This is a genomic window from Streptomyces katrae, from assembly GCF_000966975.1.
In the GTDB taxonomy this organism is placed as follows: Bacteria; Actinomycetota; Actinomycetes; order Streptomycetales; family Streptomycetaceae; genus Streptomyces; species Streptomyces katrae.
The window spans coordinates 1-1,290 of the sequence record NZ_JZWV01000052.1 but is presented as its reverse complement, the minus strand read 5'-3'; the positions used below and the strand labels follow the sequence as shown (position 1 = coordinate 1,290).

Genomic DNA, 1,290 nt, shown 5'->3' with positions numbered 1-1,290 from the left:
CCCCGGGCTGCCCCGCTCCGGTCGGATTTACGGATGCCCCTCCGCCGGAACCTTTCTGCGAAGGCGTCCCCGTCGGGGCGGAGGCGCTCCCGCTCGGGCTCGGCTGCGCCGAGGTGCTCGGGCTACCGCTGGGCCGGGCCGTCTTCGCCGCCCCGCCCGCGGCCTTCGGCAGGGCGGAGGGTGCGGCCGGGGCCTCGCTGGGCAGGGCGTCGGGCTGCTTGGGCCCGCCGTCGGTGAGCTCCACCCGGTCGGCCCGGTCGACCCCGCCGTCGTCGCCCGCGATCCGGGCCACGGCGATCGAGCCCCCGGTCGCCAGCACCAGTCCCAGGCCGACGGCCAGGGCGGTCCGCCCGCGTCTGCGGCGGGAGGCCGCGCGCTTGCGCGTACCGGCGCGGCCCTCGTGGGGGGCGGTGAGCACGACGAGGGAGTCCGCGAACACCTCGGCCAGCGCGGGCTGCGGCTCGGGGCCCTGGGCCGGCGCGCCGGGCGCGGCGGCCACCAGATACTCGGCCGGCGTTCCGCACCCGGCACACGCGAGCGCGCCGTTGAGGTGCCTCTGACAGGCGGGGCAGAAGTAGTTCATGGCGCCCGCAGGCTATGCGGTCCCCGGCAACATAAGTATTCCGGGAGCGTGAGGATCCTGTGTGGAATCGTGGGCTCCATGACCGCGACCCCGAATCCGGGCCGCCCGGGAGCCTTCGGGCCGGGCGCCTTCCAGCTGGTGCTGCTGCGCAGGATGGCGGACTTCCAGCCCGACCTCGCGGAGGCGGCCCGGCTGCGGCTGGGCGCCAGCCACGCCGAGCAGCGGGAGGCCAACCGGCGCTGGCAGGCCATGGTGCGTTCCCCCCGCTCGCGCGGGGCGCTGGCGCGCTACCGGTCGGTGCTCGGGCCGCCGGAGTCGGCGGAGCGCCGGCGGATCGGGGACCTGGAGTGCGAGGCGCTGCTGTGGCCGGTGCCGCTCTGGCCGGAGCTGCGCTTCGAGGTGCTGGCCGCGCCGGACGGGGCGGTGTGGAACGAGTGGCTGGTACGGGCTCCGGGCGCGCGCGGGCCCGTACTGGAGACGGACGCGGACCTGCGGCCCTGGTCGGCGACGGTGGACGAGGTGGCCCGGGCCTTCGCGCCGGCCCGGCCGATGGAGGGCACCGCGCCGACGCGCTGGCGGCTCGCGTTCACCGCGTCGGGGCGGCCCCTGGTGGCGGAGTTCACGTACGGCCTGCTCCAACGGGTGCAGCCGGCGGAGGAGGCCGGGGTGCCGGGGGCGGGGGTGCCGGGGGCCTAGGAGCGCAGGAA

2 protein-coding genes are annotated in these 1,290 nt (G+C 77.6%); one reads left to right on the top strand and one right to left on the bottom strand.

The features are described from left to right. A partial coding sequence (locus VR44_RS02875) for an SCO2400 family protein (RefSeq protein ID WP_157880209.1) occupies positions 1 to 583 on the bottom strand: 583 nt, incomplete at its 3' end. Positions 584 to 661: 78 nt separating this feature from the next. On the opposite strand from VR44_RS02875, the gene VR44_RS02870 reads away from it, so the two are divergent. Beyond that, positions 662 to 1,279, top strand: coding sequence for a hypothetical protein (locus tag VR44_RS02870; protein WP_045945748.1), 618 nt, complete (start codon positions 662 to 664; stop codon positions 1,277 to 1,279). The last annotated feature ends 11 nt before the right edge of the window (positions 1,280 to 1,290 follow it).